The following is a 25,200-nucleotide window of genomic DNA, read 5'->3' as shown; positions in this document are numbered from 1 at the left end:
TAGTGACCTTAGTAGATAAATTTGTAACACATGTCATTTCTGAAAGTTCATTTGAGGAAGTGGATCGAATCTACCTGACCAATCGTGTCTTGGCACGAGTGGGAGACGGTGTTTTGGAAGTTGAGACCAATCTGGATAAATTGATTGACCTCAAGGACCAGCTGGTTGAGGAAGCCGTTCGATTAGAGACGATTGAGGATAGTCAGACTGCACGTGAAATCCTTGGTGCTGAACTGATGGACTTGGTGACTCCTTGTCCGAGTCAGGTCAATCGTGACTTCTGGGAAACCTATGTCCACTCTCCTGAGCAATCGATAGAGGATTTTTACCAACTCAGTCAGAAAAATGACTACATCAAACTCAAGGCCATTGCTAAAAATATTGCTTATCGTGTTCCATCTGATTACGGTGAACTTGAAATTACTATCAATCTCTCTAAGCCTGAAAAGGATCCCAAAGAGATTGCGGCAGCCAAGTTGGTGCAAGCTAGTAATTATCCTCAGTGTCAGCTTTGTCTAGAGAATGAGGGCTATCATGGTCGGGTCAACCACCCAGCTCGTAGCAACCACCGTATTATCCGCTTTGAAATGGCGGGTCAGGAGTGGGGGTTCCAGTATTCGCCCTATGCTTACTTTAATGAGCACTGTATTTTCTTAGATGGCCAGCATCGTCCCATGGCTATCAGTCGTCAGAGTTTTGAGCGTCTGCTAGCTATCGTAGAGCAGTTTCCGGGCTATTTTGCTGGATCTAATGCCGACTTGCCGATTGTGGGGGGCTCTATTCTAACTCATGATCATTATCAGGGAGGCCGTCACGTATTTCCTATGGAATTGGCTCCCTTGCAAAAGACTTTCTCTTTTACTGGTTTTGAACAGGTCAAGGCTGGGATTGTCAAGTGGCCTATGTCTGTCCTACGTTTGACTTCGGATTCCAAAGAGGAACTAATCAACTTGGCTGACAAGATTTTGCAGGAATGGCGCCAGTATTCAGATCCTGCAGTGCAGATTTTGGCAGAAACAGACGGGATACCGCATCATACCATTACACCTATAGCGCGTAAGCGTGATGGACAGTTTGAGTTGGACTTAGTCTTGAGAGACAATCAGACTTCTGCAGAACATCCTGATGGCATCTATCATCCTCACAATGATGTTCAACATATCAAGAAGGAAAATATCGGCTTGATTGAGGTCATGGGCTTAGCAATCTTGCCCCCACGTCTGAAAGAGGAAGTGGAGAAAGTCGCTAGCTATCTTGTAGGAGAAGGGGATACGGTTGCCTCTTATCATCAGGAATGGGCAGACCAACTTAGAGGCCAATATCCAGACATAACAGATAAAGAAAAAGCTCTTGAAATCGTCAGGGACTCTGTGGGTACTATCTTTGCTCGTGTTCTTGAGGATGCAGGAGTCTACAAGCAAACGGAACAGGGACAGGCGGCCTTTATGCGCTTTGTGGAGCAGGTCGGAATTTTGCCAGACTAGGAGCTTTCTCCTTGCACAGTCCTATAAAAAGTAGTATCATAGTGTCGTTTGAAATATCAGGAGGAAACGATGAAAGATTTTCATTTTGACGCTATATCTGCCTTTGAAAATTACGAAATTGAACAAATGAGAGATGGTCACGTTGTGGTGACGACCAAAGTAGTGGACTCGTCTCTCAACTACTATGGCAATGCCCATGGTGGCTATCTATTCACACTATGTGATCAAATAAGTGGTTTGGTGGTTATCTCGCTGGGGCTTGATGGAGTGACACTCCAATCCTCTATCAACTACCTTAAGGCAGGAAAACTCGACGATGTATTGACCATTAAAGGAAAGTGTGTCCATCAAGGTCGCACAACCTGCGTAGTGGATGTCGATATTACCAATCAAGAAGGCAGAAATGTCTGCAAAGCAACCTTTACCATGTTTGTCACAGGTCAGAGGTCAGATGATAGACAGGTAAGGATATAGAGAAACAAAAAAGAGGTTCACACCTCTTTTTTAGTTTCAGATAAATCAATCAATCAATTTCTTTAATAAACTTAGCAATTTCTTTTACAATTTCAGTAACCAAAGCATTTCCCATAAAAAACATTCTCATTTTATCAGATACCTCTACAATAGAACCATCAGATAGTTTCTTTTTAGCTGTCCAATCATCTGGGAAATCCTGAAGGCGTTCAGCTTCAATAGGGGTAATTAATCTATATTTATTGTTTACAAATAATAAATGTGTGGAACGATTAACAGTTCCTTCGGATGTAAGCATTGTTCGTCCTGGAAGGTTTAAATCATCATAAGGGGACATTCCTCCTTCTGAATAGATGTATTGATGTCCGTCAGAGGATGTTCGTTCAATCTTTTTAGGTCCTCTAAGATATTGAAATTTTTCTAGTTTAGCCTGATCAGTTAAAAAATATTTTTCAGGTACTTCAGATTCATCTTGAAGAATTTCTCCTAGAGTAATCGGATTACCATTGTAGTTAGGTTCTGTATCAATAGAATAGTATTTTCCATGTCTCATAATTCCTGTATTCCAAACAGTACCAGTAAAAGTATCTGAAACTTCAACTATATCATTTGGTAACTCATAAAACACATGACGATTTTTAACTGCTATAGGTTTAATAGGAAATTGTTTCGCAAATAGACCTTGATTGAAAATATAGTCATCATACCTATTATCTTCAAAGATTTCTTCATTTTTTTCGTAAAGATTGTCAACTTTTTGGGCAAAGACTGTATCATTGCGATATACGAAAAAGAACACACGACGTCTTCGTTGGCTTCTTCCATACTCAGCAGCATTAATAACTCTCCACTCTACAGAATATCCAAGATTATTAAAAGCTGTGAGCATGATTGCAAAATCACGTCCTCTCTGTTTTGAGGGCGCTTTTAAAAGCCTATCCACATTTTCCAGAATTAAGTATTTGGGTTTAATGATTTCCGTTGCTCTAATGATTTCCCAAAATAAAACTCCTTTTTTTCCTTCAATACCTTTCTCATTTTTCTTGCTACGCGCAACAGAGTAATCTTGGCAAGGAAAACCACCGACAATCATATCGGCATCCATCTTGGAAAATTGTTCGTCTGTTATATCAGAGATACTAATATTGATATTTTCGCTATTGGGGAAGTGATAATCATAGACCTCAAATGCGTCTTGAGATTTACGAGATGGTTCCCATTGGTTTGCCCATTTTGTTTTAAAGAGTTGCTTATCGGCATTCTCTAATCCTATCCGAAAACCGCCAACTCCAGCAAATAGTTCGAGAACTTTCATCTTTTCTCCTTCATTTTTTTACAGTTTAATCCATTATATACTATTTTCAATGATTGATCAAGTATTAATGTTTGCTTTAGTTTAATTTGATATAATATAAAAGATAGGAGAAGAAAATGGATCAAAACTTATTTAACTATAACGATGAAGATATCGATAGTGTTATTGAATATTCTCACAAACTATTAAATAGAAAATTTTCCGATGTTATGGAAGAGTATAATCGTTCACTCTATAAATCATATGACGATTATAATGATAGAGTAGTCTCTGAGGTACAAGATAAAGCAATTAGTATGAAGTCAAAAGGGCAGTATGGAAATTATATTGAAAAATATTTCTATGGTTACCAGCCAAATAGTGACTCGGAAGCTGACTTTGAAAAAATAGGTGTAGAATTAAAAGTTACTCCTTTTAAGATAAACAAAAATGGGACACTTAGTGCCAAAGAACGACTTGTATTAACAATACTAAACTATATGGAGGAAAATTTAGAGGATTTTTACTCCACTCATTTATGGAACAAATGTGCAAAGATTTTGTTATTGTTTTACAATGGCTTAATTCCTAATCAAACAATGAAGGACTATGTCATTGAAAAAATATTTTTATATGAATGGTTCGAGGAGGATATGGCAGTCATCCTTGAAGACTATCAGAAGATTACAAATAAAATCAAAAATGGAAGGGCGCATGAATTATCAGAATCAGATGGAAACTATTTATCAACTTGTACAAAAGGGGCAGGTAAAGGAAAGGATTTAAGACAACAACCCTTTAGTCATGAATTAGCAAAACAAAGAGCTTGGGAATTAAAATCAAGTTATATGACCTACCTGATTAATCATAAAATCTTTAACCAATCAGATCAAGAAAGTGTTCTGGCTAATTTTAGGGGCGAGAAAAAATCATTTACTGAGGTTATTGCAGAGAAAATTCTTTCCTACAAAGGTTTTTCTGAACAAGAGTTATATGATAGATTTGAAGTGAATCCAAAAGCAAAAGGTAAGAATAGTACTCTGATTAGAAAAATTTTAGGCTTAACAGGGGATTTAGATAAGACAAAAGAATTTCAAAAAGCAAACATGAATTTGAGAGTCATTCGAGTAGATAAGAATAATTTACCTAAGGAAGACTCCCCATTTAAAACTTATTATTTTAAAGAACTAGCAGCAATAGATAGTTGGGAATCATCACATGTTTATAATGAAATTTATAATAAACGATTCCTCTTCGTTATTTTTAAGGAAATTGAACCTAAGCTATTTGTATTAGATTCTATCAAATTTTGGGGATTTCAGGATAGACAATTAGAAGAAATCCAAAGAGTGTGGCAGGAAACTAGACAAATTATTTCTGACGGAGTTAAATTAACTCAAAATGGTAATAAAGTTTCAACTAATTTCCCTCAAAGTAAGATAAATAGAATCCTATTTACGAAATTACATGCTACCAATGCTTATTATGAAATTGAAAAAGGAAAATTTGTTGGGAAAGGCTCATTATCTGATACGGATGAACTTCCAGATGGGCGTAGGATTACAAAACACTCCTTTTGGATGCCTAAGAAGTTTATAAAAGAAATATTAGATGGGAATTGGGATTGATTATATTTATAATCAACTTGTGATAAACAAAAAAGAGGCTCACACCTCTTTTTCTTATTTCTTTTTATGATTTAATACTGCATTGAGAACAATGGCAAGTAGGCTGGCTACGACGATTCCGTTTGAGAAGAACATTTGGAAGGCTGTCGGCATGCTGATGAAGAGATTACTGTTATTGAGACCGACACCTGCAGCGATTGAAACAGCTGCGATAAGGAAGTTGTGTTCATTGTTAGCAAAGTCAACACGGGCGAGGATTTGCATCCCTTGAATCGATACAAAACCAAACATCACCAGCATGGCACCACCGAGGACAGGGCTCGGAATGATTTGGGCAAGGGCACCAAACTTAGGAAGGAGTCCAAGGAGAACGAGGAAACCAGCTGCGTAGTAGATTGGCAGGCGTTTCTTGATACCTGATAATTTAACCAAACCAACGTTTTGTGAAAATCCTGTGTACGGGAAGGTGTTAAAGATTCCTCCGAGAAGTACGGCCAAACCTTCTGCGCGGTAACCGTTGCGCAGGCGCGTGCTGTCGATTGGGTCTTTTGTGATATCAGACAAGGCTAGGTAAACACCAGTCGATTCAACCATAGACACCGTTGCGATGATACACATCATGACAATAGATGAGATTTCAAAGGTTGGCATCCCAAAGTAGAGGGGAGTTGGGACATGGACAAGTGGTGCTGCCGCAACAGGAGAGAAGTCCACCAAACCCATGCTAGCAGCAATGGCAGTTCCAACAACCAAACCAATCAAAATAGAGATAGACTTGATAAATCCTTTGGTAAAGATGTTAATCAAGAGGATAATCAAAACAGTGATAGCTGCAAGCAAGAGACTTTGACCAGTTGGCTCTGGAACGTTATTTCCCATATTTCCAATAGCGACAGGGATCAAGGTTAAACCAATCGTGGTAATAACAGATCCTGTTACGATAGATGGGAAGAGATTGGCCACTTTTGAGAAGATGCCTGAAACAAGAACCACGTAAATCCCTGATGCGATAAGGGCACCAAACATAGCGCCACTACCATGGCTTTGCCCAATCATAATCAAGGGAGCGACTGATTGGAAGGCTACTCCTAGAACGACTGGGAGTCCAATCCCAAAGTATTTGTTGAGTTGGAGTTGGAGGAAGGTTGCCACCCCACACATGAAGATATCTGTGGAAATCAGGTAGGTTAACTGCTCAGTTGAATAGCCAAGGGCTGTCGCAATCATGATGGGAACCAGGATGGATCCTGAGTACATGGCTAGTAAGTGCTGCAAGCCAAGAACGGCTGCTTGTGAATGTTTTTCTTGAGTTTGCATTAGAGATCTGCCTCCTTAAATACGACTTGACCATTTTCAAAACGATCCAAACGAGCGAGTGATAGAACAGGGTAGCCTGCTTTTTCAAGCAAATCACGGCCATCTTGGAAGGATTTTTCAATCACAATACCGACAGCTTCGACTGTGGCACCAGCTTGTTCGATGATTTGAATCAAGCCTTTGGCAGCTTGGCCATTAGCAAGGAAATCGTCGATAATCAAGACCTTGTCCTCTGGTGAGAGGAATTTTCCAGCGATAGAAACGGTGCTGGTCACCTGCTTGGTAAAGGAGTAAACTTGGGCAGTTAAGATACCTTCGTTCATAGTGATGTTCTTAGCTTTTTTAGCAAAAATCATGGGAACGTTTAAGGCTTCAGCTGTAAAAACGGCTGGGGCAATACCTGACGCTTCAATGGTTACGACCTTGGTAATACCAGCAGAAGCAAATTTTTCCGCAAAAACCTTACCGATTTCTCGCATCAAGCTAAAGTCAACTTGGTGGGTTAAAAAGGAATCCACCTTGAGGATGTTATCACCCAAGATATGCCCATCCTTGAGGACGCGCTCTTCTAATAATTTCATAAGACCTCCTAAAGTCTAAAAGCTAATCCATTTGCTTGTTTCAGATTTCTATCCAGTAAAACTGATAGAAAAAGGACCTACTTAATCTCTAAGCAAGTCCCCAAAATAGGCATGGCAAAAACGACCATACCTCACTTCTGACTTACTTATTGTTAGGTGTTCCGGCACCTTGTAGAAACGTCGTGCCAATTCACGACATAAACAAGTAAAATGATATTCAATTTTAAATAGGCTTGTGCCAATGTTTTTATTTTACACTAAATAACTTTAGAAATCAAAGATTTTGTTAGTGTTTAGATAAAAAAAACGAACGAACAAAAACCTACAACACGATACAGTATTGTAGGTTTCTATTTTTCTACTCGCTAAATCTTAAAAAATAGCCATCTGGATCCAAGACTGCAAATTCATGGGGATAAATAAAACTATCTCCTACTCGAAATTCTCTTTTTGTCAGGGGACGATGGATAGGATAGTCAGCTTCCAGCAGTTTTTGGTGGAGCTGAGGAACATCTGCAATGCCAAAGGAAATATTGACACCGCGCCCGAAAGGATAGGTCAGCTGAGCTAATTCTTTTACGCTGCCTTCTTCTAGCATAAGTTGGCAGTCTTCAAGCGAGAGGAAGAGAAATTTCTCCTCTGGACGCTCGTATTCGACAGAGAATCCTAGCAGGTTGCAGTAGAAGTGGCGTGATTTTTCGATGTCAGATACTACAAATTCAGGAATGACAGCTTGATAGTCCATTCGTTTTCTCCTTAGAGTTCAATCTCCATGACAATAGGTGTATGGTCTTGGCGAGCTCCCGAGTCGATCATATCAGACTTAGTCACCTTGTTAGCGATGCGGTTACTTGTGAGCCAGTAGTCAATTCTCCAGCCAGTATTATTGATTTTAGAGGTCTTGCTGCGCTGTGCCCACCAAGTGTAGCGTTCTGGAACATCGCCGTGAATGTGGCGGAAGGTATCAGTAAATCCAGTTGCTAAAAGGTTGGTAAATCCAGCACGTTCCTCGTCGGTAAATCCAGGTGAACGGCGGTTGCTGGCAGGATTTGCAAGGTCAATTTCATTGTGGGCTACATTGTAGTCACCGGTCGCAAGGACTGGTTTTTCTTTGTCTAGTTCAGCCAAGTACTCCGCATATTTGACATCCCAGACTTGGCGTTCTTCCAAACGTTTGAGGCCGTCGCCAGCGTTTGGAGTGTAAACTTGGGTCACGAAAAATTCATCAAATTCTAGAGTGATGATGCGACCTTCTAAGTCCATGGTAGAAGGGGCACCGATTTCTGGAAAAGTGACAGTGGGTGTGAGTTCTTTCTTATAAAGGAACATGGTTCCAGCATAGCCTTTGCGGGCAGGTTCTTGAGAAGAACGCCACGTGTTTTCGTAGTTTGGAAAGAGTTCAGCTAAAATTTCCAAGTGTTTTTTAGTAGGACCCTTGGCAGAAAGCTTGGTTTCTTGGATAGCGATGATATCAGCATTTTCAGCGACCAAGGTTTGTAGTACTTCTTGGGACAATTTGGCACGAGTTGAGTCACTAGTTAGGGCAGCATTGAGGGAATCAATATTCCATGAGATGAGTTTCATAAAGTTACCTTTTTCATTCAGATTATAGATTTTATTATACCAAAAAAAGGTCCATTTCCCCAATGTATGGCTTGAAAAATCACTCTCTTTCGTTTATAATTAAGAATGATTTTATGAAAGGGAGTGAAAATAAATGAAATTTTACTCATATGACTATGTACTTAGCCAAATCAGTCAGCAAAATGGCATCATGATTGGCTTTGGAATTGTTCTCCTAGCTATCACAGGATTTTTTGCTTTTAAAGCCTATCGAGATAAAAAGGGGACTAAGTTTCGGGAATTGGTCATGATTTTGGCCTTGACCTTGGTGGCCATGCTTTTGGTGACAATCTCAAAATACCAGACCAATCAAGCCTCTAACAACCAATTTCAAACCTCCCTTCATTTCATAGAGGTTGTTTCCAAAGACTTGGGAGTGGATAAATCAGAAGTTTATGTCAATACTTCTGCAGCCACTGATGGAGCGCTTGTCAAGGTAGGTCCAAATTTCTACCGCGCCATGAACGGGAGCCAACCAGACAAGTATCTTTTAGAGAAATTAGAATTGAATCAAACAGACGCTATTGAATTGGTGGAGGTAAACAAATGACACTCAACTATATGGAAATTTTAATCAAACTGGCCTTGGGTCTATTCTCGCTGGTTTTCGTGATCAATGTGACAGGAAAAGGAAACCTAGCACCTAACTCTGCGACAGACCAAATTCAAAACTATGTTCTCGGTGGTATCATCGGTGGGGTAATTTACAATAGTTCAATCAGCATTCTGCAGTACGCAGTGATTTTGATGATGTGGACGATTTTGGTCTTGACCCTCAAGTGGCTCAATAACAATGTTCGTTTTGTCAAACGCTTGATTGATGGAAAACCAACTCTCCTTATCAAAAATGGGCAGATTGACCCAGAAGCCTGTCGTTCAGTTGGCTTGTCTGCGGCAGAAGTTGCTCTCAAACTTCGTAGCCAAGGGATTTTCCAGATGAAGCAAGTTAAACGAGCTGTGCAGGAGCAAAATGGCCAACTCATCGTGGTCCAAATGGGAGATGAAAATCCTAAGTATCCAGTTGTGACTGACGGTGTGATCCAAGTAGATGTTTTGGAATCGATTGGTCGTAGCGAAGAGTGGTTGCTTGATAACCTCAGCAAACAAGGGCATGACAATGTAGCCAATATCTTTATCGCTGAGTATGACAAGGGTGTCGTCTCAGTCGTAACCTATGAATAAGAAAAACCTGGGGTCTTGGCCTCAGGTTTCAATTTGCAATCAGAAAGGGATTTTATGTCCATTATTCAAAAACTTTGGTGGTTTTTCAAGTTAGAAAAACGCCGTTATCTAGTCGGGATTGTGGCCCTGGTTTTGGTTTCCGTCCTCAATCTTATTCCCCCCATGGTCATGGGGCGAGTCATTGATGTAATCACATCGGGACAATTAACCCAGCAGGACCTCCTTCTTGACCTATTTTACTTGCTTCTTGCGACTTTTGGGATGTACTATCTGCGCTATGTTTGGCGGATGTATATCCTCGGGACTTCCTACCGTTTGGGGCAGATTATGCGGTCTCGGTTGTTTGAGCATTTCACAAAAATGTCTCCAGCCTTTTATCAAACCTATCGGACGGGAGACCTGATGGCGCATGCCACCAACGATATCAATGCCTTGACTCGTTTGGCAGGTGGAGGAGTCATGTCTGCGGTGGATGCTTCAATCACAGCTTTAGTGACCTTGCTAACCATGCTTTTTAGCATTTCATGGCAGATGACCTTGGTTGCCATTCTACCCCTGCCTTTCATGGCCTATGCGACTAGCCGTTTAGGGAGAAAGACCCACAAGGCTTTTGGCGAATCGCAGGCTGCCTTTTCTGAACTCAATAACAAGGTGCAGGAGTCTGTATCAGGTATCAAAGTGACCAAGTCTTTCGGATATCAGGCGGACGAGTTGAAGTCTTTCCAGGCAGTCAATGAATTGACCTTCCAAAAGAACCTGCAAACCATGAAATACGATAGTCTCTTTGACCCCATGGTTCTCTTGTTTGTTGGTTCCTCCTATGTTTTAACGCTTTTGGTCGGCTCCTTGATGCTTCAGGAGGGGCAGATTACGGTTGGTAATCTGGTTACCTTTATCAGCTACTTGGATATGCTGGTCTGGCCTCTTATGGCCATCGGCTTCCTCTTTAATATTACCCAGCGAGGGAAGGTTTCTTACCAGCGGATTGAGGAACTTTTGTCTCAGGAATCACCTGTACAAGACCCTGAGTTTCCTTTGGATGGCATTGAAAACGGGTGCCTGCAGTACGCTATTGATAGTTTTGCCTTTGAAAATGAGGAAACACTGACGGATATTCATTTCAGTTTGGAAAAAGGGCAAACATTGGGTTTGGTCGGACAGACAGGCTCTGGGAAAACGTCCTTGATCAAGCTCCTCTTGCGTGAATACGATGTGGACAAGGGAGCCATTTATCTAAATGGTCACGATATTCGAGACTACCGTCTGACAGATCTTCGTAGTCTTATGGGCTATGTTCCTCAGGACCAGTTCCTTTTTGCGACTTCGATTTTAGACAATATCCGCTTTGGCAATCCTAACTTGCCCCTTTCAGTGGTCGAGGAAGCGACAAAGCTAGCTCAAGTTTATCAAGACATTGTAGACATGTCTCAAGGATTTGATACGCTGATTGGTGAAAAGGGAGTCAGTCTTTCTGGAGGTCAAAAGCAGCGTCTGGCCATGAGTCGGGCTATGATTTTAGACCCTGATATCTTGATTTTGGATGATTCTTTGTCAGCTGTGGATGCCAAGACAGAGTATGCCATCATCGACAACCTCAAGGAAACGCGAAAGGACAAGACAACCATTATTACAGCTCATCGTCTCAGTGCGGTTGTCCATGCAGATTTGATTTTAGTCCTGCAAAATGGACAAATTATCGAAAGAGGAACACACGAAGACTTGCTAGCCCTGGATGGCTGGTATGCCCAAACCTACCAGTCTCAGCAGCTGGAAATGAAAGGAGAAGAAGATGCAGAATAAGAAAGAACAATGGACTGTATTGAAGCGCTTGATGTCCTATCTCAAACCTTACGGTCTCCTGACCTTTTTGGCACTCAGTTTTCTCCTAGCGATGACGGTCATTAAAAGTGTCATTCCCCTTGTGGCTTCCCACTTTATCGACCAGTATCTCAGCAATCTCAACCAACTCGCTGTGACCGTTTTGCTGGCCTACTATGGCCTTTATATCCTACAAACGCTGGTCCAGTATGTCGGTAATCTTCTCTTTGCACGGGTGTCATACAGTATTGTTAGGGATATTCGTCGGGATGCCTTTGCCAATATGGAAAAGTTGGGCATGTCTTATTTTGACAAGACGCCAGCAGGCTCGATTGTCTCTCGTTTGACCAATGATACTGAGACCATCAGTGATATGTTTTCGGGGATTTTGTCCAGCTTTATCTCAGCAGTTTTCATCTTTCTGACAACTCTTTATACCATGTTGGTGTTGGATTTTCGTTTGACAGCATTAGTCTTGCTCTTTCTCCCCTTGATTTTCCTTTTGGTCAATCTCTATCGGAAAAAATCAGTGAAAATCATTGAGAAAACCAGAAGTCTCTTGTCTGATATCAATAGCAAGCTGGCTGAAAACATCGAAGGAATCAGGATTATTCAGGCCTTTAATCAAGAGAAGCGCCTGCAGGTAGAATTTGATGAGATCAACCAAGAACACTTGGTCTATGCCAACCGTTCTGTGGCCTTGGATGCCCTCTTTTTGAGACCTGCCATGAGTTTGCTGAAACTCCTAGGATATGCAGTTTTAATGGCCTATTTTGGCTATCGTGGACTTTATCTGGGAATAACAGCAGGAACTATGTATGCCTTTATCCAGTATATCAATCGTCTCTTTGATCCCCTGATTGAAGTGACGCAAAATTTTTCGACCCTTCAAACTTCCATGGTGTCTGCAGGCCGTGTTTTTGCCTTAATCGATGAGAGGAACTATGAGCCCCTTCAAGAAAATGGCCAAGCTGAGGTCAAAGAAGGCAATATTCGTTTTGAACACGTATGTTTCTCATATGATGGCAAGCACCCGATTCTGGATGATATTTCCTTTTCGGTTAACAAGGATGAAACCATTGCCTTTGTGGGTCATACAGGTTCTGGAAAATCGTCTATTATCAATGTCCTCATGCGCTTTTATGAATTCCAGTCAGGTCGAGTTCTCTTGGATGATGTGGATATTAGGGACTACAGTCAGGAAGAGCTGAGAAAAAATATCGGACTGGTCTTGCAGGATCCCTTCCTCTATCATGGGACCATTAAGTCCAATATCGCCATGTACCAAGAAATCAGTGATGAGCAGGTCCAGGCTGCGGCAGCCTTCGTGGATGCAGATTCCTTTATTCAAGAACTTCCTCAGGGATATGATGCACCTGTGTCTGAGCGTGGTTCGAGCTTCTCTACTGGTCAGCGTCAGCTTCTTGCCTTTGCTAGAACAGTCGCCAGTCAGCCTAAAATCCTGATTTTGGATGAAGCGACAGCCAATATTGACTCTGAAACAGAAAGCTTGGTTCAAGCTTCTCTGGCTAAGATGAGACAAGGGCGGACAACCATTGCCATTGCCCACCGTCTTTCTACCATCCAAGACGCCAACTGTATCTATGTTTTGGACAAGGGGCGCATTATCGAGAGTGGAACCCATGAGGAACTCTTGGCCTTGGGAGGAACATATCACAAGATGTATAGCTTGCAGGCAGGGGCTCTTGCCTAAAGAAGAATTCCTCTAAATCACAGATTTCTTACACCGCCTTTTCCATTTTGTGGTATAATGAAAATGTTGACAAATAGTATAATAAAAACAAAGGAGAAACAGCATGCTGAAATGGGAAGACTTGCCCGTGGAAATGCAATCAAGCGAGGTTGAGTCTTACTACCAGCTTGTCTCTAAAAGGAAGGGGTCGCTGATTTTCAAGCGTTGTTTGGACTGGGTTTTGGCCTTGGTTGTACTGGTTCTGACCTCTCCCATCTTTCTCATTTTGAGCATTTGGATCAAGTTGGATAGCAAGGGGCCAGTGATTTACAAGCAAGAGCGCGTGACCCAGTACAATCGACCTTTCAAGATTTGGAAGTTCCGTACCATGGTGACGGATGCGGATAAAAAAGGGAGTCTGGTGACTTCTGCTAACGATAGCCGCATTACCAAGGTTGGCAATTTTATCCGCCGTGTCCGTTTGGACGAACTGCCTCAGTTGGTCAATGTTCTTAAAGGTGAGATGTCTTTTGTCGGTACACGACCTGAAGTGCCACGCTACACAGAGCAGTATAGCCCTGAAATGATGGCGACCTTGCTTTTACCAGCAGGGATTACCTCTCCAGCCAGCATCAACTACAAGGATGAGGACACCATCATCAGTCAAATGACGGAGAAAGGTCTGTCGGTTGACCAAGCCTATGTCGAACATGTCCTTCCTGAAAAGATGCGCTATAACCTCGCCTATCTCCGAGAGTTTAGTTTCCTTGGAGACATCAAAATCATGTTTCAAACCGTGTTTGAAGTGCTAAAATAAAGTAGTCATGAGAAAATGAGTACAGATAAAAGGAGCAAATCAATGCCAAATTACAATATTCCATTTTCACCACCCGATATTACGGAAGCAGAAATTGCTGAAGTAGCGGATACCCTGCGTTCTGGTTGGATCACAACAGGTCCTAAGACAAAAGAACTAGAGCGTCGCTTGTCTCAATATACACAGACACCTAAGACTGTCTGCCTCAATTCTGCAACTGCCGCTCTTGAGTTGATTTTGCGCGTCTTGGAAGTGGGTCCTGGAGATGAAGTCATCGTTCCAGCCATGACCTATACAGCTTCATGTAGTGTTATCACTCACGTAGGAGCGACCCCTGTCATGGTGGATATCCAAGCAGATACGTTTGAGATGGACTATGACCTGCTGGAGCAAGCCATTACTGAAAAGACTAAGGTGATTATTCCGGTTGAGCTTGCGGGGATTGTTTGCGACTATGACCGTTTGTTCCAAGTTGTGGAGAAAAAACGTGATCTCTTTACCGCTTCAAGCAAGTGGCAAAAGGCCTTTAACCGTATCGTGATCGTGTCTGATAGTGCCCACGCTTTGGGATCAACTTATAAAGGACAACCAGCCGGTTCTATCGCTGACTTTACTTCCTTCTCATTCCATGCGGTTAAGAACTTTACAACTGCGGAGGGAGGAAGTGCTACTTGGAAAGCCAATCCAGCGATTGACGACGAAGAGATGTACAAGGAATTCCAAATCCTTTCCCTTCACGGGCAAACCAAGGATGCTCTTGCTAAGATGCAACTGGGTTCATGGGAATACGATATCGTCACACCAGCCTACAAGTGCAATATGACAGATATCATGGCGTCACTTGGTTTGGTACAATTGGACCGTTATCCTGGTTTACTACAACGTCGTAAGGACATTGTGGACCGCTATGATCGAGGTTTTGCAGGTTCTCGCATTCGTCCATTGGCACACAAGACTGATAGTGTCGAATCTTCACGCCACCTCTACATCACCCATGTAGAAGGAGCAAGCCTAGAAGAACGCAACCTCATCATTCAAGAATTGGCTAAAGCAGGAATTGCAAGTAACGTACACTATAAACCGCTTCCGCTCTTAACAGCCTATAAGAATCTTGGCTTTGATATGGCGAATTATCCTAAGGCCTATGCCTTCTTTGAAAATGAAATTACGCTCCCTCTTCACACTAAATTAAGCGATGAAGAAGTGGACTATATCATTGAGACTTTCAAAACAGTTTCTGAAAAAGTGCTAACTTCATCAAAAAAATGACAAACTACAGTCAAGTAATAGTGATTCTGTTTCTAAAAAGTCTAATTGAGTGTAAAACTGTTGTTTTCAATTGAAAGTCCTATAGTAAAATGAAATAAAAACAGGACAAATCAATCAGGATAGTCAAATTAATTTCTAGCAATATTTTAGAAGCAAAGGTGTACTCTTATAGTTTCAATATACTGTATGGTTTGAAATGAGATGTGAGCAATTTGGTGTAGCATTTAGAATTTTTATTAGGCATCATTTAGAAAATGTAGTGTCTTGTTCTAGTTTTCAATTCACCCTATTTTTTGAAAGACGCGAGTTTCCACGAATGAGGTTGTGGAAACTCGCGTCTTTCTTTTTTGTTTTCAGAATATTGTTCAAAGTTTTGAGACTATTTTTCATGTTCTAGTCATTCTTTTGAAATAATCTATAAAACACGTGTCTGCAATGATTTATATGTCCTATTCCAGTATTTTAGAAGAACTGCGTTTATTTTTATAGAGCTTGAATCTAGCTTTTATAGAAAATCTATTTAAGAAATATATTGTATTGTTTTGATTTCAATCCGCTATATGAACGATATTCATGTAAATATACCTGGCGAATGCTTGCATGACAAGATATTTGTTCTTGTATTTATAAATTAGTATTTTACGAGATGTCAACATGCTTTAAATACAGTGAATAGGATATTTTTATGTTCAAGCTAAGAAAGATAGTAATCACTTTTGAATGGAAGGTTAAAGAATTATTAGAAGTATGGTTAGATATATAAATGGTCACGCTTTCACAGTTTTGATATTTTATTGTGTTATTCCTTGACAATTTTGATTTAAAAATATATTATAAAGAAAATGACAGCGGTGTCATTTTCTGGCATGGAATTTATATGAATATTAAATTAGGACATAATGTTTTTAATTGGAGGCTAATATGAAATCTTTTCAACAAAATGAGGTTTTCTCTATTCGTAAGTCTAAGGTGGGAGTTTGCTCAGTTCTCTTAGCGGTTTTATTTATTGGAACACAAAGTGTTTTAGCTAATGAAGTAGTTGGTGAAACTTCTTCGTCTAAAGATAATATGCAAATGAACTCTTTGTTGAGTAGCACATCTACATCATTATCTGCGGAACCCCATTCTGATACTCTCAGTCTTGATAACAATTCAAGTTTAAGTACTGATAATAATGGAGGAGTGAGTATTAATCAAAATAAACCTGATATAACAAATGATACTATGATGGGTAACATCTCTGGGATGGAAGTGAATACTATTTTAAGTACTAATCTGAACGAAGACGTAGCTTTGAATGTTAAAGATTATGGAGCAATAGGTGACGGAGTTAATGATGATCGACAAGCAATTCAAGATGCAATAGATGCTGCAGCTCAAGGGCTAGGTGGAGGAAATGTATATTTTCCGGAAGGAACTTATTTAGTAAAAGAAATTGTTTTTTTAAAAAGTCATACACACTTAGAATTGAATGAGAAAGCTACCATTCTAAATGGTATAAATATTAAGAATCACCCTTCTATTGTTTTTATGACAGGTTTATTTACGGATGATGGTGCGCAAGTAGAATGGGGCCCAACAGAAGATATTAGTTATTCTGGTGGTACTATTGATATGAACGGTGCTTTGAATGAAGAAGGAACTAAAGCAAAAAATCTACCACTTATAAATTCTTCAGGTGCATTTGCTATTGGGAATTCAAATAACGTAACTATAAAAAATGTAACATTCAAGGATAGTTATCAAGGGCATGCTATTCAAATTGCAGGTTCGAAAAATGTATTAGTTGATAATTCTCGTTTTCTTGGGCAAGCCTTACCCAAAACGATGAAGGATGGGCAAATCATAAGTAAGGAGAGCATTCAGATTGAACCATTAACTAGAAAAGGTTTTCCTTATGCCTTGAATGATGATGGGAAAAAATCTGAAAATGTGACTATTCAAAATTCCTATTTTGGCAAAAGTGATAAATCTGGGGAATTAGTAACAGCAATTGGCACACACTATCAAACATTGTCGACACAGAACCCCTCTAATATTAAAATTTTAAATAATCATTTTGATAACATGATGTATGCAGGTGTACGTTTTACAGGATTCACTGATGTATTAATCAAAGGAAATCGCTTTGATAAGAAAGTTAAAGGAGAGAGTGTACATTATCGAGAAAGCGGAGCAGCTTTAGTAAATGCTTATAGCTATAAAAACACTAAAGACCTATTAGATTTAAATAAACAGGTGGTTATCGCCGAAAATATATTTAATATTGCCGATCCTAAAACAAAAGCGATACGAGTTGCAAAAGATAGTGCAGAATATTTAGGAAAAGTATCAGATATTACTGTAACAAAAAATGTAATTAATAATAATTCTAAGGAAACAGAACAACCAAATATTGAATTATTACGAGTTAGTGATAATTTAGTAGTCTCAGAGAATAGTATATTCGGTGGTAAAGAAGGAATTGTTATTGAGGATTCAAAGGGTAAAATAACCGTTTTAAATAACCAATTTTATAATTTATCCGGTAAGTATATATCATTCATCAAATCTAATGCAAATGGGAAAGAACCAGTTATACGTGATAGCGATGGTAATTTCAATATTGTAACGGAGAATGGGCTTTACAAAATTGTAACAAATAATTTAAGTGATAAAAACGAAAAAGAAAAAAACAAAGAGGAAAAAATTAAAACAAGTTCATATGTGCATGAAAAACAATCTAATTCAAATAATGTAATTGATAGTAACCAGAAGAACGGAGAGTTTAACTCAAGTAAAGATAATAGACAAATGAATGACAAGATCGACAATAAACAAGATAATAAGACAGAAGAAGTAAACTATAAAATAGTTGGAGATGGCAGAGAAACTGAAAATCATATTAATAAATCTAAAGAAATAGTAGATGTAAAACAAAAATTACCAAAGACTGGTTCGAACAAGATTATGGAACTATTCTTAACAGTGACAGGAATTGGTTTACTTTTGACACTAAAAGGGTTGAAGTATTATGGTAAAGATAAATAAAATTTGTTCGATACAAGGAAGTTCTGTAGAAAATGAGGATACTGTAGGTTCACAAAATCAGTATTTTTGGATTATCGATGGAGCTACAGATTTATATAATTCTAAAGAGGAGATAGGTTATTCAGTCTCAGAAGTTGTACATATTTTATCAGAAAGTTTGTCGGTTAATTGTAAAGAATCAAAAACTCTTAAACAAATATTTGAAACTGCTTTACTCGAGGTTAAAGATGAAATCGGTTTAAACTCATATGAATTAACAGAGTATTATCGCTTACCAACATTTGCTTTTATATTTGCTAAACTTTCAGAAAAAAAGTTGGAGTATATGATGCTAGGTGACTGCGTCATGTTAGTAAACGAAATGGAAATAACTGATCATAGAGTAGATAACTTATTTGAAAAAGGGAAAAATGAGATAAAAGATTCAATTGGTACAAATAGTGTTTTAAATAAAAAAATTATTTTACAAAAAATCAGAAAATTATCTAATCAACCGAATGGGTACTGGATAGGTTCGTTGGATGAGAGATTTTTAGACTATGTTATTATTAATCAAATAGATGTTACTAGTGAACAAATTGTTTTAATGAGCGATGGCTTTTATGAATTCTATCAAAATAATCAAAATAAAACTTTTGAAGAGTTAATTAAGATGAGATTTAATTCTTCTGCTATTGATCCAATCTATGGAAAGAAGGATGATGCAAGTATTCTAGTTATTGATGTTTGATATATTGTTTAAAATATTAATTGTTACTATTGAACTTTGTTAAGAAGAGGTACCTAAATGTTAAGGTTATATTTAGAAAATGAAATTATAGAATTATCAAATAATTTAGAGACCATTTGGGTATCTGTGCTTGATAAATACGAGAAGTTATTTGAATATTTATCAAATGAAGAACGAATAGAATTGATTAAAGAAGATTTAATCATAAATGAGTCAGTTCTAAATGTTGATAAAAAAGGATATGAGTTAATTTGTTTACAACATCCCGTTTCATATGACTTAAGAAGAATTATTAGTGTAATAAAAATATCAACTGACATTGAACGTATTGGGGATAGAATTGTTGAAATTTTAAAAAATCTACAGATTATTCAAAATAATGAAATTTTGAAGAAAATTATTTCAGAAATAAAAATACTTCATGAAGTTATCGGACTGCATATGAATAGGGCTATATCTTGTTATAGAGAGGAACAATTTGGATGTTTAGATATGGTTGTTATACAAAAACAGAATGAGATAGAAGAGCTTAGTATAAATATTGAAAAGAAAATAATGAATTACATATTTGAAGATGATGGGAATGTTTCTGAAGTAATTGGTGCTTTAGATATTATTCATCACCTTGATAAAATTGCTCATACTACGCAATCAATTTATAAATGGATAATGTATAGAAAATATGGGAACATAAATTAGAAAGAAAAATATATGAAAACAATTATTGATAATTTTGTTGATAGAGTAATTGAATACGGAATGTATAATGAAATTGACAAAATATATGTGAAAAATAGGGTACTAGCGTTAATAGGTGAGGAGGGAACTGATCGCATTTCCGATGAAAATGACCTGAAACAAATAAAAGATTACTTAGTGGAAATCGCCTTAAAAAACGGTAAAATTAAAGATTTAATTGAGGAAAAGGAATGTTTAGGAGCAGAGTTAATGAATTTCATAGTTCCTTTACCTAGTCGATTAAATGATATTTTTTGGAGTTCATATGATATATCACCTCAAGAAGCAGTTGAAGAGTTTTATAAGTTAAGTAAAGATAGTGATTATATTAAAACTTCTGCTATTGCTAAGAATATTGAGTTTCGAGCATCAACTAAATACGGAGAGCTAGAGATTACGATAAATTTGTCAAAACCCGAAAAAGATCCAAAAACAATTGCTGCTGAAAAATTAGTAAAAGCCACTAATTATCCCAAATGTTTACTATGTATGGAAAATGAAGGATATCAGGGGCGAATAAATTATCCAGCACGTTCGAATCATAGAATTATTCGGATGAAACTTGGTGACGAAGTATGGGGATTCCAGTATTCTCCTTACTCATACTTTAATGAGCATGCGATATTTTTGAATAGTCAACATGTACCAATGGCTATTACCTCTAAAACATTTGAACAATTATTGGAGATTGTTGATATTTTGCCAGGATATTTTGCTGGTTCAAATTCTGATCTTCCTATCTCAGGAGGCTCCATTCTTAGTCATAACCACTACCAGGGAGGGAAACATATTTTCCCAATGGAAAAAGCAAAATTTGAGAGTGAATTTCGTTTTAAAGACTTTGAGGATGTTAATGCTGGTATTGTAAAATGGCCAATGTCAGTAATTAGGTTACAAAGTGAAAATAAAAATCGCTTGTTAGATTTAGCTACTAAAATTCTAAATAAGTGGAGAGAATATTCAGATTTAGAAGTAGACATCATTGCTATGACTGAAGATGTTCCACACCATACGGTGACTCCTATTGCTCGTAAAGTGGACGGGAGATATGAATTAGATATTGTTCTAAGAGATAATCATACTACTGAACAATACCCAGATGGTGTTTTCCATCCTCATCAAGATGTACAACATATTAAAAAGGAAAATATCGGATTAATCGAAGTGATGGGACTTGCGATATTACCACCTCGTTTGAAACCAGAGTTAGAAGAAGTTGGAAAATATCTTTTAGGAGAGGAAAACGCAATTGCGGATTATCATTTAGAATGGGCCGACCAATTGAAAGAAAAATATCCTCGCATTAATAAAGAAGAGGTTAATAGCGTAGTTCAACACGAAGCAGGACAAGTGTTTGCGAGAGTTCTGGAAGATGCAGGAGTTTATAAGAATACACCGTCTGGGCATGAAGCGTTTATGAGATTTGTTAAGTCGGTTGGAATTAATTAGGAGGAAACCCAAATGGCAATATTGGTAACAGGCGGAGCTGGTTATATTGGTAGCCATACCGTAGTAGAATTACTAAATTTAGGAAAGGAAGTCATCATTGTCGACAACCTTTCGAACTCTAGCATCTTGGTGCTAGACCGTATTGAAGCAATTACAGGAATACGTCCCGTGTTTTACGAATTAGATGTTTGTGATAAACAAGCATTGAGAAAGGTATTTGAACAAGAATCGATTGATGCTGCAATTCATTTTGCAGGTTATAAAGCTGTCGGAGAATCCGTGCAAAAACCTGTGATGTACTACAAAAATAATATTATGAGTACATTGGCACTTGTTGAAGTGATGTCAGAATTTAATGTTAAAAAGATTGTCTTTTCTTCAAGTGCGACTGTATATGGAATTAACAATCAGTCACCTCTAATTGAGACTATGCAAACAAGTGCGACAAATCCTTATGGGTATACGAAAGTGATGCTTGAGCAAATTTTAAAAGATGTTCATGTGGCAGATTCAGAATGGAGTATTGCGTTGCTTCGTTATTTCAATCCAATTGGTGCTCATGAGTCTGGTTTGATTGGGGAAGATCCCTCAGGAATTCCTAACAACTTGATGCCCTATATTGCACAAGTAGCGGTAGGTAAGCTGTCAGAACTAAGTGTGTTCGGAAATGATTATGATACGCTTGACGGTACTGGTGTGCGCGATTATATCCATGTAGTAGATTTAGCAATAGGACATATAAAAGCTTTAGAAAAAGTATCTGAAAAAACAGATGTTTATATCTATAACCTAGGCTCGGGAGAAGGAACTAGTGTATTACAACTAGTAAATACATTTGAAAGTGTTAATAAGATCCCTATTCCTTATAAAATAGTTCCAAGACGTTCAGGAGACGTTGCAACTTGTTATGCAAATGCAGACAAAGCATATAAGGAATTAAATTGGAGGACAACAAAATCGATTGAAGACATGTGTAGAGATACATGGAATTGGCAATCAAAAAATCCCAATGGCTATAATTGATGATACTGTCTATATGAGTGCTGTATTTTGGAAAAATTACTTAACCTTTTAATGAAATGCATATTTAATGAAAGATAAATTTTTTAAAAAAAATTTTTGAAAGCGCTTGACAAAGTAAACGGTTTCGTTATATAATATAAGCATAGATGACACCGGTGTCAAATATAAAAAAGAGGGTCTTTATATGAAAAACCTAACAAAAATTAAGTTCAAAGAAAATGGAGAATTTAATCATTTTCCAGGAAATACTGTTGTAGCAAATCTTTATACTAAACAAGATTTGATGGAAGTTGTTGATATTATTCAATCACGTTATATAGAATTACCATTTATCGATAAGTTTACTTTAACTCCAAGGAATTCTATTCACATGACTGTAATTGAATTGTTGTGTCATGAAAATCGTGAAACGGAGTTTTGGAGCAGTAATCTTCCTCTTGATACACCTTTACAGGAAATACATGATTACTTTGCTAAACAACTTGAAATTTTTCCATTGTTGGATGAAGAAATTCATATGCGTGTGACTGAAATGGGAAAACAAAACATACTAGTTGAACCTGCAGATGAAGCTTCTGCAAAGAGATTAAAAGAAATTCGTACTTATGTCTCAGAAAAAGCAGGTGTTCGTTTCCCTAATCATGATAGATATCAATTCCATATTTCAATTGGGTATCTTCGGATTCCTCTAACCGAAGAGGAGGAAGAAGAGTTTACTAAAGTCAGAGCAGAATTAACTGAAATTTTATTAGAGAAGATTCCAACTATTACTGTAAACCGTATTGACTATACTGTATTTGAAGATATGAGACAATTTGTTCCATATCATGAAAAATTTAAATAAAATAATAAAAAAGGAGAACTTATCATGAAAAAAATGAAAGTTTGGTCTACTGTACTTGCAACGGGAGTTGCTCTTACTACACTTGCTGCTTGCTCTGGAGGTTCAAATTCTACGACTGCTTCTTCATCTGAAGAAAAAGCTGATAAAAGTCAAGAATTAGTAATCTATTCGAACTCAGTCTCAAATGGTCGTGGTGATTGGTTAACTGCTAAAGCAAAAGAAGCTGGTTTTAATATAAAAATGGTTGATATTCCTGGCGCTCAATTAGCAGACCGTGTTATTGCCGAGAAGAATAATGCAGTTGCAGATATGGTATTTGGAATTGGTGCTGTTGATTCAAATAAAATTAGAGATCAAAAATTACTAGTCCAGTACAAGCCTAAATGGTTAGATAAAATTGATCAATCTTTATCAGATAAAGATAATTATTATAATCCTGTGATTGTTCAACCATTAGTTTTAATTGGGGCGCCTGATGTAAAAGAAATGCCTAAAGATTGGACTGAATTAGGTAGTAAGTATAAAGGTAAATATTCAATTTCTGGGCTCTCAGGTGGAACAGGACGGGCAATTCTAGCAAGTATCTTAGTTCGATACCTTGATGATAAAGGTGAATTAGGTGTTTCCGAAAAAGGTTGGGAAGCAGCAAAAGAATATTTGAAAAATGCATACACTCTTCAAAAGGGAGAAAGTTCAATTGTTAAGATGTTAGACAAAGAAGATCCAATACAATATGGAATGATGTGGGGTTCTGGTGCATTAGTTGGACAAAAAGAACAAAATGTTGTTTTCAAAGTTATGACTCCTGAGATTGGTGTACCATTTGTAACTGAACAAACTATGGTTTTAAGCACTAGTAAAAAACAAGCGTTAGCTAAAGAATTTATTGATTGGTTTGGTCAAACAGAAATTCAAGTAGAATATAGTAAGAACTTTGGATCTATTCCTGCAAATAAAGATGCCCTAACAGAGTTACCTGAAGATACGAAAAAATTTGTGGATCAAGTGAAACCACAAAATATTGACTGGGAAGCTGTTGGAAAGCATTTGGATGAATGGGTAGAAAAAGCTGAATTAGAATACGTACAATAAGAAATAATTTAATTTTTATGTCCAAGTCTCTCTATTATTTCTAAATTTAAGGAAGAAATAAAGAGAGGCTTTTGGTTTAGTAATAGAGGGAGTTAGTGAGATGATTAAATTTGATAATATTCAAATTAAATATGGTGATTTTGTTGCAATTGATAATCTGAATTTAGATATACATGAAGGGGAATTTTTTACATTTCTTGGGCCTTCAGGATGTGGTAAATCAACTACTTTGAGAGCATTGGTAGGTTTTCTAGATCCATCATCAGGAAGTATTGAAGTTAATGGAACAGATGTCACTCATTTGGAACCTGAAAAGCGTGGAATTGGTATTGTATTTCAATCTTATGCGCTATTTCCAACTATGACTGTTTTTGATAATATTGCATTTGGTTTAAAAGTTAAGAAGGTAGCTCCAGATGTTATTAAAGCAAAAGTATCAGCAGTAGCAGCAAAAATTAAGATCTCTGATCAACAGTTACAGCGTAATGTATCAGAATTATCTGGGGGTCAACAACAAAGGGTAGCATTGGCTCGTGCTCTGGTTCTTGAACCTAAAATTCTTTGTCTAGATGAACCATTGTCAAACCTTGACGCAAAATTACGTGTAGATTTGAGAAAAGAGTTGAAAAGACTTCAAAAAGAGTTAGGTATTACTACTTTATATGTTACTCATGATCAAGAGGAAGCCTTGACTTTATCTGATAGAATTGCAGTCTTTAACAATGGATTCATCGAACAGGTCGGTACACCAGTAGAAATTTATCATAATTCTCAAACTGAATTTGTGTGTGATTTTATTGGAGATATTAATGTTTTGACCGATGAAACAGTCCACGAAGTATTACTGAAAAATGCAAGCGTTTTCTTAGAAGATAAAAAAGGATACATTCGATTAGAGAAAGTTCGATTCAATCGTGAAACTGAACAAGATTTCACTCTAAAAGGGACAATTATTGATGTTGAGTTTTCTGGAGTTACAATTCACTATACAATAAAAGTTTCTGAAAGTCAGATTCTTAATGTAACAAGTATTGATAGTCAGGCTGCTATTAGATCTGTCGGAGAAAGTGTGGAATTATTTATCACACCATCAGACGTTCTGCAATTTTAAGGA

General features: G+C 37.8%; 22 protein-coding genes and 1 riboswitch. Of the genes, 17 read left to right on the top strand and 5 right to left on the bottom strand.

The genetic code is table 11. The features are described 5' to 3' along the window. Positions 1-2 precede the first annotated feature (2 nt). On the top strand, positions 3-1,484 hold the full coding sequence (locus HT722_RS03655; protein WP_173277627.1) for a UDP-glucose--hexose-1-phosphate uridylyltransferase: 1,482 nt from the start codon (positions 3-5) through the stop codon (positions 1,482-1,484). Between the two features lie 69 nt (positions 1,485-1,553). Then, positions 1,554-1,958, top strand: coding sequence for a PaaI family thioesterase (locus HT722_RS03650; RefSeq protein WP_173277625.1), 405 nt, complete (start codon positions 1,554-1,556; stop codon positions 1,956-1,958). Between the two features lie 49 nt (positions 1,959-2,007). Here the strand turns inward: HT722_RS03650 and dcm are convergent, their stop codons facing one another. Further along, positions 2,008-3,273 carry a DNA (cytosine-5-)-methyltransferase gene (dcm, locus tag HT722_RS03645; RefSeq protein ID WP_173277624.1) on the bottom strand — a complete coding sequence of 422 codons (1,266 nt, stop codon included), beginning with the start codon at positions 3,271-3,273 and terminating at the stop codon, positions 2,008-2,010. Positions 3,274-3,389: 116 nt separating this feature from the next. On the opposite strand from dcm, the gene HT722_RS03640 reads away from it, so the two are divergent. Then, positions 3,390-4,880, top strand: coding sequence for a Sau3AI family type II restriction endonuclease (locus tag HT722_RS03640; protein ID WP_172928294.1), 1,491 nt, complete (start codon positions 3,390-3,392; stop codon positions 4,878-4,880). Positions 4,881-4,934: 54 nt separating this feature from the next. Here the strand turns inward: HT722_RS03640 and HT722_RS03635 are convergent, their stop codons facing one another. The 4 genes from HT722_RS03635 to HT722_RS03620 all read right to left on the bottom strand — a co-directional run bounded on the left by HT722_RS03635 (position 4,935) and on the right by HT722_RS03620 (position 8,362). Further along, the gene (locus HT722_RS03635; protein ID WP_173277622.1) at positions 4,935-6,197 is read right to left on the bottom strand and encodes a nucleobase:cation symporter-2 family protein; all 1,263 of its coding nucleotides are present in this window, start codon (positions 6,195-6,197) and stop codon (positions 4,935-4,937) included. Continuing rightward, positions 6,197-6,778, bottom strand: a complete 582-nt coding sequence (locus HT722_RS03630; RefSeq protein WP_173277620.1) for a xanthine phosphoribosyltransferase — start codon at positions 6,776-6,778, stop codon at positions 6,197-6,199. The genes HT722_RS03635 and HT722_RS03630 overlap by 1 nt, the downstream gene beginning before the upstream one ends. Before the next feature lie 129 nt (positions 6,779-6,907). Next, positions 6,908-7,003: riboswitch (purine riboswitch) on the bottom strand. 133 nt (positions 7,004-7,136) lie between these two features. Next, the gene (locus tag HT722_RS03625) at positions 7,137-7,523 is read right to left on the bottom strand and encodes a VOC family protein (protein ID WP_000386225.1); all 387 of its coding nucleotides are present in this window, start codon (positions 7,521-7,523) and stop codon (positions 7,137-7,139) included. A gap of 11 nt (positions 7,524-7,534) precedes the next feature. Beyond that, complete coding sequence (locus HT722_RS03620; RefSeq protein ID WP_004241106.1) at positions 7,535-8,362, bottom strand: exodeoxyribonuclease III; 828 nt, start codon at positions 8,360-8,362, stop codon at positions 7,535-7,537. Between the two features lie 133 nt (positions 8,363-8,495). Here HT722_RS03620 and HT722_RS03615 point away from each other — a divergent pair, with 133 nt between their 5' ends. From HT722_RS03615 to HT722_RS03550, 14 genes are all read left to right on the top strand, one after another. After that, positions 8,496-8,951 carry a DUF3290 family protein gene (locus HT722_RS03615; RefSeq protein WP_000675332.1) on the top strand — a complete coding sequence of 152 codons (456 nt, stop codon included), beginning with the start codon at positions 8,496-8,498 and terminating at the stop codon, positions 8,949-8,951. Next, positions 8,948-9,583: a DUF421 domain-containing protein gene (locus tag HT722_RS03610; protein ID WP_033687260.1), complete on the top strand. Its 636-nt coding sequence runs from the start codon at positions 8,948-8,950 to the stop codon at positions 9,581-9,583. Before HT722_RS03615 ends, HT722_RS03610 begins: the two co-directional genes overlap by 4 nt. A 54-nt stretch (positions 9,584-9,637) precedes the next feature. After that, positions 9,638-11,383, top strand: coding sequence for an ABC transporter ATP-binding protein (locus HT722_RS03605; protein WP_173277618.1), 1,746 nt, complete (start codon positions 9,638-9,640; stop codon positions 11,381-11,383). Next, complete coding sequence (locus HT722_RS03600; RefSeq protein WP_173277616.1) at positions 11,373-13,115, top strand: ABC transporter ATP-binding protein; 1,743 nt, start codon at positions 11,373-11,375, stop codon at positions 13,113-13,115. The genes HT722_RS03605 and HT722_RS03600 overlap by 11 nt, the downstream gene beginning before the upstream one ends. A 103-nt stretch (positions 13,116-13,218) precedes the next feature. Beyond that, complete coding sequence (locus HT722_RS03595) at positions 13,219-13,911, top strand: sugar transferase (RefSeq protein ID WP_173277614.1); 693 nt, start codon at positions 13,219-13,221, stop codon at positions 13,909-13,911. Positions 13,912-13,953: 42 nt separating this feature from the next. Beyond that, positions 13,954-15,180, top strand: a complete 1,227-nt coding sequence (locus HT722_RS03590; RefSeq protein WP_173277612.1) for a DegT/DnrJ/EryC1/StrS aminotransferase family protein — start codon at positions 13,954-13,956, stop codon at positions 15,178-15,180. Positions 15,181-16,101: 921 nt separating this feature from the next. After that, complete coding sequence (locus HT722_RS03585) at positions 16,102-18,210, top strand: glycosyl hydrolase family 28-related protein (RefSeq protein WP_173277610.1); 2,109 nt, start codon at positions 16,102-16,104, stop codon at positions 18,208-18,210. Then, positions 18,194-18,940, top strand: a complete 747-nt coding sequence (locus HT722_RS03580; RefSeq protein WP_173277609.1) for a protein phosphatase 2C domain-containing protein — start codon at positions 18,194-18,196, stop codon at positions 18,938-18,940. Before HT722_RS03585 ends, HT722_RS03580 begins: the two co-directional genes overlap by 17 nt. Before the next feature lie 57 nt (positions 18,941-18,997). Then, the gene (locus HT722_RS03575) at positions 18,998-19,639 is read left to right on the top strand and encodes a phosphate uptake regulator PhoU (RefSeq protein WP_000945323.1); all 642 of its coding nucleotides are present in this window, start codon (positions 18,998-19,000) and stop codon (positions 19,637-19,639) included. Positions 19,640-19,651: 12 nt separating this feature from the next. Continuing rightward, positions 19,652-21,127 (top strand): UDP-glucose--hexose-1-phosphate uridylyltransferase, encoded by a 1,476-nt coding sequence (gene galT, locus HT722_RS03570; protein ID WP_000848807.1) that lies wholly within the window; start codon positions 19,652-19,654, stop codon positions 21,125-21,127. A gap of 12 nt (positions 21,128-21,139) precedes the next feature. Further along, complete coding sequence (galE, locus tag HT722_RS03565; RefSeq protein ID WP_000996560.1) at positions 21,140-22,150, top strand: UDP-glucose 4-epimerase GalE; 1,011 nt, start codon at positions 21,140-21,142, stop codon at positions 22,148-22,150. A gap of 184 nt (positions 22,151-22,334) precedes the next feature. Next, positions 22,335-22,994: a DUF1868 domain-containing protein gene (locus HT722_RS03560; RefSeq protein ID WP_173277607.1), complete on the top strand. Its 660-nt coding sequence runs from the start codon at positions 22,335-22,337 to the stop codon at positions 22,992-22,994. Between the two features lie 24 nt (positions 22,995-23,018). Further along, the gene (locus HT722_RS03555) at positions 23,019-24,086 is read left to right on the top strand and encodes an extracellular solute-binding protein (protein WP_000738380.1); all 1,068 of its coding nucleotides are present in this window, start codon (positions 23,019-23,021) and stop codon (positions 24,084-24,086) included. Between the two features lie 100 nt (positions 24,087-24,186). Continuing rightward, positions 24,187-25,197 carry an ABC transporter ATP-binding protein gene (locus tag HT722_RS03550; RefSeq protein ID WP_050241876.1) on the top strand — a complete coding sequence of 337 codons (1,011 nt, stop codon included), beginning with the start codon at positions 24,187-24,189 and terminating at the stop codon, positions 25,195-25,197. Positions 25,198-25,200: the final 3 nt, after the last annotated feature.

Source organism: Streptococcus sp. 53 (assembly GCF_013276565.1).
Taxonomy (GTDB): Bacteria; Bacillota; Bacilli; order Lactobacillales; family Streptococcaceae; genus Streptococcus.
This window is presented reverse-complemented; position numbering and strand designations above follow the sequence as displayed.

Excerpts from the sequence above, each read along its gene's own strand:
- HT722_RS03650 (WP_173277625.1), top strand. The coding sequence starts at position 1,554 with ATGAAAGATTTTCATTTTGACGCTATATCTGCCTTTGAAAATTACGAA.
- dcm (WP_173277624.1), bottom strand. The coding sequence starts at position 3,273 with ATGAAAGTTCTCGAACTATTTGCTGGAGTTGGCGGTTTTCGGATAGGA.
- HT722_RS03640 (WP_172928294.1), top strand. The coding sequence starts at position 3,390 with ATGGATCAAAACTTATTTAACTATAACGATGAAGATATCGATAGTGTT.
- HT722_RS03635 (WP_173277622.1), bottom strand. The coding sequence starts at position 6,197 with ATGCAAACTCAAGAAAAACATTCACAAGCAGCCGTTCTTGGCTTGCAG.
- HT722_RS03630 (WP_173277620.1), bottom strand. The coding sequence starts at position 6,778 with ATGAAATTATTAGAAGAGCGCGTCCTCAAGGATGGGCATATCTTGGGT.
- HT722_RS03625 (WP_000386225.1), bottom strand. The coding sequence starts at position 7,523 with ATGGACTATCAAGCTGTCATTCCTGAATTTGTAGTATCTGACATCGAA.
- HT722_RS03620 (WP_004241106.1), bottom strand. The coding sequence starts at position 8,362 with ATGAAACTCATCTCATGGAATATTGATTCCCTCAATGCTGCCCTAACT.
- HT722_RS03615 (WP_000675332.1), top strand. The coding sequence starts at position 8,496 with ATGAAATTTTACTCATATGACTATGTACTTAGCCAAATCAGTCAGCAA.
- HT722_RS03610 (WP_033687260.1), top strand. The coding sequence starts at position 8,948 with ATGACACTCAACTATATGGAAATTTTAATCAAACTGGCCTTGGGTCTA.
- HT722_RS03605 (WP_173277618.1), top strand. The coding sequence starts at position 9,638 with ATGTCCATTATTCAAAAACTTTGGTGGTTTTTCAAGTTAGAAAAACGC.
- HT722_RS03600 (WP_173277616.1), top strand. The coding sequence starts at position 11,373 with ATGCAGAATAAGAAAGAACAATGGACTGTATTGAAGCGCTTGATGTCC.
- HT722_RS03595 (WP_173277614.1), top strand. The coding sequence starts at position 13,219 with ATGCTGAAATGGGAAGACTTGCCCGTGGAAATGCAATCAAGCGAGGTT.
- HT722_RS03590 (WP_173277612.1), top strand. The coding sequence starts at position 13,954 with ATGCCAAATTACAATATTCCATTTTCACCACCCGATATTACGGAAGCA.
- HT722_RS03585 (WP_173277610.1), top strand. The coding sequence starts at position 16,102 with ATGAAATCTTTTCAACAAAATGAGGTTTTCTCTATTCGTAAGTCTAAG.
- HT722_RS03580 (WP_173277609.1), top strand. The coding sequence starts at position 18,194 with ATGGTAAAGATAAATAAAATTTGTTCGATACAAGGAAGTTCTGTAGAA.
- HT722_RS03575 (WP_000945323.1), top strand. The coding sequence starts at position 18,998 with ATGTTAAGGTTATATTTAGAAAATGAAATTATAGAATTATCAAATAAT.
- galT (WP_000848807.1), top strand. The coding sequence starts at position 19,652 with ATGAAAACAATTATTGATAATTTTGTTGATAGAGTAATTGAATACGGA.
- galE (WP_000996560.1), top strand. The coding sequence starts at position 21,140 with ATGGCAATATTGGTAACAGGCGGAGCTGGTTATATTGGTAGCCATACC.
- HT722_RS03560 (WP_173277607.1), top strand. The coding sequence starts at position 22,335 with ATGAAAAACCTAACAAAAATTAAGTTCAAAGAAAATGGAGAATTTAAT.
- HT722_RS03555 (WP_000738380.1), top strand. The coding sequence starts at position 23,019 with ATGAAAAAAATGAAAGTTTGGTCTACTGTACTTGCAACGGGAGTTGCT.
- HT722_RS03550 (WP_050241876.1), top strand. The coding sequence starts at position 24,187 with ATGATTAAATTTGATAATATTCAAATTAAATATGGTGATTTTGTTGCA.